7 protein-coding genes and 1 tRNA gene are annotated in these 8,044 nt (G+C 58.2%); 3 read left to right on the top strand and 5 right to left on the bottom strand.

Going from position 1 to position 8,044, the window contains the following annotated elements:
* The 3 genes from VN887_11290 to VN887_11300 all read left to right on the top strand — a co-directional run.
* Positions 1 to 512, top strand: a 512-nt coding sequence (locus tag VN887_11290; protein HXT40590.1) for a hypothetical protein, incomplete at its 5' end; no start/stop codon positions are given.
* A complete protein-coding gene (locus tag VN887_11295; GenBank protein ID HXT40591.1) occupies positions 509 to 1,492 on the top strand; it encodes a hypothetical protein in 984 nt (327 codons plus the stop codon). The genes VN887_11290 and VN887_11295, both read left to right, overlap by 4 nt.
* 65 nt (positions 1,493 to 1,557) lie before the next feature.
* Positions 1,558 to 1,633: transfer RNA gene (locus tag VN887_11300), tRNA-Ile, on the top strand.
* 179 nt (positions 1,634 to 1,812) lie between these two features.
* Here the strand turns inward: VN887_11300 and VN887_11305 are convergent.
* The 5 genes from VN887_11305 to VN887_11325 all read right to left on the bottom strand — a co-directional run.
* On the bottom strand, positions 1,813 to 2,013 hold the full coding sequence (locus tag VN887_11305) for a helix-turn-helix domain-containing protein (GenBank protein HXT40592.1): 201 nt from the start codon (positions 2,011 to 2,013) through the stop codon (positions 1,813 to 1,815).
* Between the two features lie 197 nt (positions 2,014 to 2,210).
* Entirely contained in the window at positions 2,211 to 2,513 is a 303-nt protein-coding gene (locus VN887_11310; protein HXT40593.1) for a hypothetical protein, read from the bottom strand.
* Between the two features lie 72 nt (positions 2,514 to 2,585).
* Positions 2,586 to 7,460, bottom strand: coding sequence for a DEAD/DEAH box helicase (locus VN887_11315; GenBank protein ID HXT40594.1), 4,875 nt, complete (start codon positions 7,458 to 7,460; stop codon positions 2,586 to 2,588).
* Positions 7,412 to 7,663, bottom strand: a complete 252-nt coding sequence (locus VN887_11320; protein HXT40595.1) for a TnpV protein — start codon at positions 7,661 to 7,663, stop codon at positions 7,412 to 7,414. The genes VN887_11315 and VN887_11320 overlap by 49 nt, the downstream gene beginning before the upstream one ends.
* 109 nt (positions 7,664 to 7,772) lie before the next feature.
* Positions 7,773 to 8,044, bottom strand: a 272-nt coding sequence (locus VN887_11325; GenBank protein HXT40596.1) for a helix-turn-helix transcriptional regulator, incomplete at its 5' end; no start/stop codon positions are given.

Raw genomic sequence — 8,044 nt, forward strand, 5'->3', positions numbered from 1 at the left:
TCCAACCTCTCGACGATGCCTCGGTGGTCCTGACCGTGCGCGCCGTCACGAATGGTTTCTCACAGTCTCCTCTCCCCGCTGACAGGCTTTCGCAGACGAACGCGGGCTGGATTCGCCTTGGCGCGGAGCCGTCTTCGACCGAACCCGGCGTTTATGAAGCGACCTATGTTCCGCGTGAGACCGGGGGTTATCTCGCGGATGCGGCGGTGACCGACGCCGCCGGCATTGAAGTGGGTCGCGCGCAGGCCGGCTGGACCGCAGACCCCGCTGCCGATGAATTTCGTTCGTTGAAGCCCAATCGCTCTTTGCTCGAGACGCTCGCGCGGCAGACGGGCGGTGAAGTCGTCGCGTCCGCCGGACTTGACGCCTTCGCCGCGAATCTGCCGAATCGAAAAGCTCCGATCACCGAAAGCTGGACGGTGCCGTTGTGGCATCGCTCGGCGGTGTTTTTGTTCGCGCTCGCCTGCTTCGTTGCCGAGTGGGGGCTGCGGCGCTCGAAAGGAATGGTGTGAAGGGCCGGCTCCTGCTCGGGTGGTTTCTCGCGGTTTGGACCGCGTTCGGTTCGGATGCGACGAACACGGACGACAGACCAGTCGTAATCGTCGTTGTCGGCGCACCGGGCGAGGAAGAATACGGGAAAAGCTTCGAGAAATGCGCCGGACTTTTGGAGCAGGCGAGTCGTGAAGGCGGGGCGAAATATCACCGCGTCGGGACGACAAATACAAACGCCACGGCGAACGATTCCGACCAGTTGAAGCAGATTCTGGCGGCAGAACCGAAAGAGGGGTCCGGTGAATTGTGGCTCGTGCTGATCGGGCACGGGACATTCGATGGCAAGGAGGCAAAGTTCAACCTGCGCGGGCCCGACCTGTCCGTTGAGGCGCTGGCCGACTGGCTGAAACCATTTCGGCGCCCGCTTGCGGTTATTGACTGTTCGTCGTCGAGCGCGCCGTTCCTGAGCAAGCTTTCGGCGACGAACCGTGTGATTGTCACCGCCACGCGCAGTGGTTACGAACAAAACTACGCGCGCTTTGGAGAGTACCTTTCCGAGGCGATTGCTGATCCACGGGCCGACCTCGACAAGGACGGGCAGACTTCCCTGCTCGAGTCATTCCTCACGGCGTCCCGTCGCGTTGCCGAGTTTTACAACACGGAGGGCCGGCTGGCCACGGAACATGCGCTTCTGGACGATAACGGCGATGGTATGGGCACTCCGGCCGACTGGTTCCGCGGGATCCACGCCGTGAAGAAAGCCAAAGACGGCGCCTCCGCCGATGGTTTCCGAGCCAACCAGTTTCACCTGGTCCGCAGCGCGCAGGAGCGAAAACTGTCGCCGGAAGTTCGCGCACGCCGGGACGAGTTGGAACTGATGATCGCTCGACTCCGTGAAGCGAAAAATGGGATGAAGGAGGCCGACTATTATCAGGAACTGGAAAAGCTGGTCATTGAACTGGCCACGCTTTACGAACCGCGGGCGCCGAAGCCTAGATAGTGCGGCAGGGCCGACTTCGTGAATGGACAGAGAAGGGAGGAACAGCTTAGGATTCGCGAGCCTTCGGGCCCGTAGCTCAGCGGTTAGAGCAGGCGACTCATAATCGCTTGGTCCTCGGTTCAAATCCGAGTGGGCCCACCAGCAAGAAAGACCCTGAAAATAAAGGGGAATCTGGACTTCCGTGATTTGAGGGCGCACCCCTTGAAAAACCCTGCTTGGCCAATTCTTGGCCAATTCTGAAGTGCTCGTTCCTGTCGTGCTCATGCGTTGAGATTTTCGACCACTGACCAGCGATTGCAATTCGATTTGAGCTGCGTATTTCACGAGAGAATGGCGTGGTTGCCGGTATTCAGATAGCGGTCGAGTTCGGTGCGCGGGATTAAGACGCGGCGCAAGCCGGGCAGCTTGCGCAGGACCTTGCGGCGTACGAGACGGCGGACCGTTTCCTCGCAGACACCGAGTTCTGTCGCGCTGCTTTTCACGTCGAGAGTCTGGCATTCGATGGTTGCTGTTGCATTCATATTCGTTGTTTCACGAGGCAACAGGCTACGACCCTTCACGACTCCTTTGGTGTATCTCCCGCACAACCCGACCACGAGAAACAGATTGTACCAGGAATTCAAACAGACTCGATTTGCTTTGCCGTTGCAGGGAGCGGGCCGACTGCGCGGCGGGCTTCGAGGGAGATCAATCCACACCTGAAACTGATCGAGCGAAGTTAAGGCGAGTTCGAACCAAAGTCGTTGGTGCGGCGGGTGGGAGTGTCACCCAGGATCAAACGAGTGCGGCCACCGTCAGCATCTGAAGACATCCCAGGAGAGGCGAGCATGATCCCGACAATTGCGCGCGTTCGCGCCGATGTCGGTACTGGAGGCGGCGACTTGCGCTTACGAAACAGAAGCCAGCCAATTGCGAGAAGGCATGCCCATGCCAACACCATGAACAGATAAACCCCGTTGTCATCAATGAACTCCGAAAGCTCATTCAGCAGTTTTGCGAAATATAGAACCGGGTCTTCCATTTCTTTGGATGTTCGCCATTGCATTTTCGTGGATGAGTTTTGGCGTGTCAAGTTGCCGGCTCGCCACACCCGTTACACAGTCACTCCAGCGCGTCGTTTTTGACGAACGGTCTTTGCGACATTTTGGGTTTCGGAATTCTTCTGCTCGATTGGGTCAGCCGTATCAGCCTCGACCTGGCTTGGAGCCTGGTTCTTGGTGAGGTCCAGCTTTTCTTCAATCTCACTCTGGCGACGGGTCAACTGCTGGTAACGCTCCTCGCGCTCGAAGTGCGCCCCGACTTTGGTTTCCAACTCTTTCGCCCGTTTGGTGGCGACGGCAATGTCGTATTCAAGTTTGGATGCTCGCTCCTCAAATCCTTGGACGTTCGCTTCGAGCGAACGAATCGTGCCTTGTGCCGTGTCCGTCACTCGCGCGGCATAGCTGTTCTTGCCACGCACAATCATTTCGACGGTATTGTTGAAGCTGGGACGAAGGAACAGATCGAAACCGGCAAAACGGCCAACCCGCACGTCGTCGCCGAAGCGGTTTTTGATCTTCTCGGCGCGACGAACAATCAACTCGCCAGCAATGCCCCGGTTGTCGAGCGTCTGCCCGTCGAGTTCGATGCTGAATTTGTCACCCGAAGTGTCCTGCCGTGCGGCGATGTCCTGGCGCAAGTTTGTGAGCCGTCCCGTGAACGCTTCGGCGTCCTCGTGCGAGCGCCGGAGATTGGTGCGAATGCGGTATTGCTCCTCGGCGTGCGCGGAGCGCAGTCGCGTGAGTCGAATCAACTCCGCATCCACCTGGGCCTTCTCAATCACTAGCGGATTACCTGACGCGATGGCCTTTACTTCGGCGTAGGTCAACGCGGCCGAGTCCAAATCCTCAAGACGGCGGATCGTCATGTCGCCGCTCATCACTTGCGCGATGAACTTCGCTTTCGTCTCCAACGTCTGCCACATATAGGCGTCGAATGAGCCTTCGGTGACGTAGCGGTAAATCGAAACGACTTCATTTTTGTTGCCCTGGCGCAGAATCCGCCCTTCACGCTGCTCCACGTCGGCCGGTCGCCACGGGGCGTCGAAATGGTGCAAAGCGATGAGCCGCTCCTGAACATTCGTCCCTGAACCCATTTTCTGCGTGCTGCCAAAAAGGACGCGCACCTTGCCCGCCCGCACATCACGGAATAGTGAAAGTTTCGCAGCATCCGAATCGTAGTCTTGGATAAAGGCGATGTCTCCGCTTGGCACGCCAAGCCGCTCCAACTTCTCCGCCGCATCCCGATAAACTGAGAAGCCTCGATCCTTCGGAGTCGAGAGGTCACAAAAGACAAGCTGCGCTGAACGCTCCGGCTTCGACTCCTGCCAGATGCGGAAAATGTTTTCGACCGCCTGATTGACCTTGCCCTGTGGATCATCTTTCGCGGCTGGCTTCATCAGCCGGAGATCCAAAGCCGCTTTCCTACCCTCTGACGTAATTTTCAGCATGTTGTCCTCGCTCGGATCAACACGATTGGTCTTCAGTCTTTCAGCGCGTTTGGCGAGTTCCTGAACGAACGCCTTCAGCTCGGGCGTTGCGGGTGCGTTGCGGACGGCTGGCTTTTCGCCGTCGAGTTTTGGACGTGGCAGGTTAAGCATCGCGGCGGTTTGCACGTCGGAGGATTGACGGAAAATCTGCATCAACTCCGGCACGTTAATGAACCGTGCAAACCGCGTGTTCAAACGGTAGCCCGCGCCATCAGGAGAAAGCTCCATCGCCGTCACCGGCTCGCCGAAAGTCGCCGCCCACGAATCGAAGTGATGCAGGTTGTGTTTCTTCAAATCGTCCGGTTGCAGGTAGCGCTGCATGGTGAACATCTCGGCCATGCTGTTCGCGATCGGTGTGCCCGTGGCGAAGACGACGCCTCCGCCGCCGTTCAGGGATTGGACGTGCCGCACCTTGAGATACATATCGAAAGCCCGTTCGCTGGCGGTCTGGGGCAGTCCGGCGATGCGCGTCATCTTCGTGAGATAAAACAGATTCTTGAAGTAGTGCGCCTCGTCCACAAAAACGCGGTCCACACCAAGTTCCTCGAAAGTCAGCGTGTTGTCCTTTTTGTGCTCCGCGGCCAGAGCCTGAAGTTTGGCTTCGAGCCGTTTCTTCGCTTTCTCCAGTTCCTTCACCAAACGACGATTGGAACTGTCGGCGTGCTCCCGCCTAATCATTTCCAATTCGTGGAGCTGCTCGTCGAAGAACCGTTTCTGCGTGTCGTATGAGAGCGGGATGCGCTCGAAGCCGGAGTGGGTCACGATCACGGCATCCCAATTGCCCGTTGCGATGCGGCTGAAAAGCTTCTTCCGATTCTGCGACTCAAAATCCTCTTTGCCCGCAACCAAGATGTTTGCGCCGGGATACAGAGTCAGCAACTCGGTTGAGAACTGGCCGAGCATGTGATTCGGCACAGTGAACATAGGCTTGCGGGCAAGGCCCAGCCGCTTCAATTCCATCGCGGCGGCGACCATTGTGTACGTCTTGCCGGCGCCGACGACGTGCGCAAGCAATGTGTTTGGCGTTTGCAGAATCCGCCAGACGCCCGCCTTTTGATGGCGATGAAGTTGAACCACCTGGCTTGCACCGGGCAACGTCAGGTGGTCGCCGTTGAACGTGCGAAGCCGGGTGTGGTTGAACGTGTCGTTATAGAGGCGACAAAGCCGTTCGCGTCGCGAATCATCCGACCAGACCCATTCCTTGAATCGTTCCTTGATACGCTCCTGCTTTTCACGTGCGGCTTCCGTTGCCTGCGCGTTGACGACGGGCTTTTTGTCCACCATGTCATAAACGGTGGGGGTCTTGAGATTCAGTGCGTCCTCAATCAACTCCAAGCCGGTGTAGCGGTCTGTTCCCCAATCCGTCGTGTTGGAAGTCGCGCCGCGCGCCTCCCAATCGGCGTTCATGTGCCAAGAGCCGAGCGCGTGGACGTGCCCGACCTCGACGCCAGACGAGACATTCAGCAGCTTGTAGATGAATTGCTTCACGTCGTCGGGTGGTAACCACGAAGCGCCCAACCGCACGTCAATCTCCGTCGCGGGCAAATCCTCCGGCTGAATTGATTTCAACGCCTCAACATTTTCATGGAAGCGCGCGTCGGTCACAGCGGCGGCATCCGCTACTGCCAGCTTCTCACGCACGTTTCCAGATAGATATTGGTCGTCAGTTTCCCATTGGTTCGTCTGCGGGTTCAGGAAAATGATGCCTTTCAAATCAGGCAGGAATTCCTCGGCCGGCTTGTTCAACAAACCGGCCATGTGGTCGAGGTCAACCCGGCCCTGTTCGTTCAGGGAAACTAGGAGCGCCTCCTTTGGCTCGCCGACGGATTCGACGGGTTTGCGGTGATGAATCGTCCGCTCGCGGAAAATTGTGGCCTTGGTAGCCCGCTTGGTTTCATCATTGTAGTTCTCCAGCGAAAGGAGCAACGGCAAGTCGGGATCACCATCAAAGGCGCGTTGATTTGCGCGAAGATTGACGGGACCAAAACGACCTACAAACCGTTCATACGCATAATTGAGTTGTTGCCGGGCCTCGATGACTTGCCCGTCGTCGCTACCGTCCATCTGAGAACGGAGACATGTACGCACCGCATCCCGCACTGGAATTAAATGGCGGATTCGCGAGCGCGTCTCGCTCGGCAGGTCAGTGAGCGGACGGAGAACATCCTCCTCCCGGATGCAAACCATGCCGTCATGAAGACAGTAGGCGTTGGGTTTGACGAAATCCGGCGCTGGGATGGTCTGGTCGAGGGTTGGCTCGGCGACTTGTTGGGCGTGGGTTTCGTAAATGTTCTGCGGCAGCCGCTCGACGGCCTGCGCAAGCGGGTCAGCCAGGCTGCGTCCGTCCGATTCGATCGTCGGTTCGTTGTCCCGATACAGCCGCCCGGTCAACCGCATCCGGCCCAGCATCATTTCCGGTCGGGCTGCAAAGTATTCATTCAGCGTGAAGGGTTCGCCAATGTCATTCGTGTAGGCCGCCGTCTCCTTCCACGCCACACCCGTGGGCGCTTCACCGGGGCGGAGCTTCCGAAGCATGATGATGTCGGTCGTGACTTCCGTGCCGGCGTTCTTTTTGAAGGCGTCGTTCGGCAGACGAATCGCGCCAAGCAATTCGGTGCGAGTGGACAGCAACTCGCGCAGCGTCGAGTCCAGCTTATCCATCGTTCCGTGCGATGTGATGAACATCAGAAGCCCGCCCGGACGCACCCTTTCCAGCGAGGCGGCGAAGAAATAATCGTGGATGGGAAACTTGTAGTTGTTCCAGCGGGGGTCGTGAACGGTGTAGTCGCCAAACGGGACATTGGAAATGGCGAGGTCGTAAAAACCGTCGGCGAGTTTTGTTTGCTCAAAAGGTTGCCCGCGAATGTCGGTATCGGGATAAAGCGCCTTGGCGATGCGCGCGGTCAACGGATCAATCTCGATGCCGGTGACAGTCGAGCGGCGCAGCATGTCTTCGGGCATGAGGCCAACGAAGTGGCCGATGCCGCAGGCGGGTTCGAGCACACGGCCGCCTTTGAAACCGAACCGCCCGGCGGCGCGATACATCGCGCCGATGACGGTCGGCGCGGTGTAATGAGCATTGAGGGTGGTGGCACGGGCGGAACGATGTTCCTCATCGGAGAGGATTTCAGAAAGCTGGATTTGCTCCTTGCGCCAATCCCTGCTGTCCACGTCGAACACCTGGGGCATTGCACCCCAGCCGACGTATCTGACGAGCGCCGCCTTTTCCTCCTCCGTCGCGGGACGTTCCTCGGCGTCGAGCGTCCGGAGCGTTTTGATTGCCTTGAGATTTTGCTGAAACTTCTGCTTTGGTCCGCCTTCGCCGAGCCGGTCGGCTTCCGTGATGCGATAGCTATTGAGATTCTTCGGAGGTTCTTCCTGATGCCGTTTGGCTATTCTTCGGGTGGGAGCAGGATGTATTTCTCCCTCACCATCTCCCAAGCCTGTTCGTGGGCTTGTTGCGCCGTTAATCCCTGTGTCACCAATTGCGTGCGAAGCGTGGCCATTTCGTCCTTCGTCTTTTCCTCCGCTTCCAGAAGCATCTGCTGAAGCCGGCCCTCCCGCTCCAGTTCGCGAACCATCTTCGGGCAGTGTTCCCGCCAATGTTTCTCGGCCATCCGTCCGTACTGGGTCAGTGGTGTCATGTGTCGGCCTTCGCGCTGTGAACAGGTCAAGCTGCTGGTCTAAATCCTGATTGTTGCGTCGGACTGCCATGAGAGCTTGGTGGGATTTCGTGCATTGGGCAAGGCGTGCTTACTTCTGTGGAGGACGAGGCGGGCCGCGCCGCCGGGTGAACTCGCGCAACTCCATTCCGGCTTCCTTGCCAACGAAGTGCCGCTTTTTGGGAAACAGGTCTTGCTCCATCACGCCGAAGACCTGGGCAAAGAACTCAATCTGCTTATCGGACACCGGGCTGCGCAGCGTCTCAATGTTGGCGATAATCTCGCGCGTGACGTTGATGTTCCCAATCAAATGCAATTCCGTGACGAGTTGCGCTTGTGACCACCGTCGCTGGTCGCGCAGCC

This window comes from Candidatus Angelobacter sp. (genome assembly GCA_035607015.1).
Lineage (GTDB): Bacteria > Verrucomicrobiota > Verrucomicrobiia > Limisphaerales > AV2 > AV2.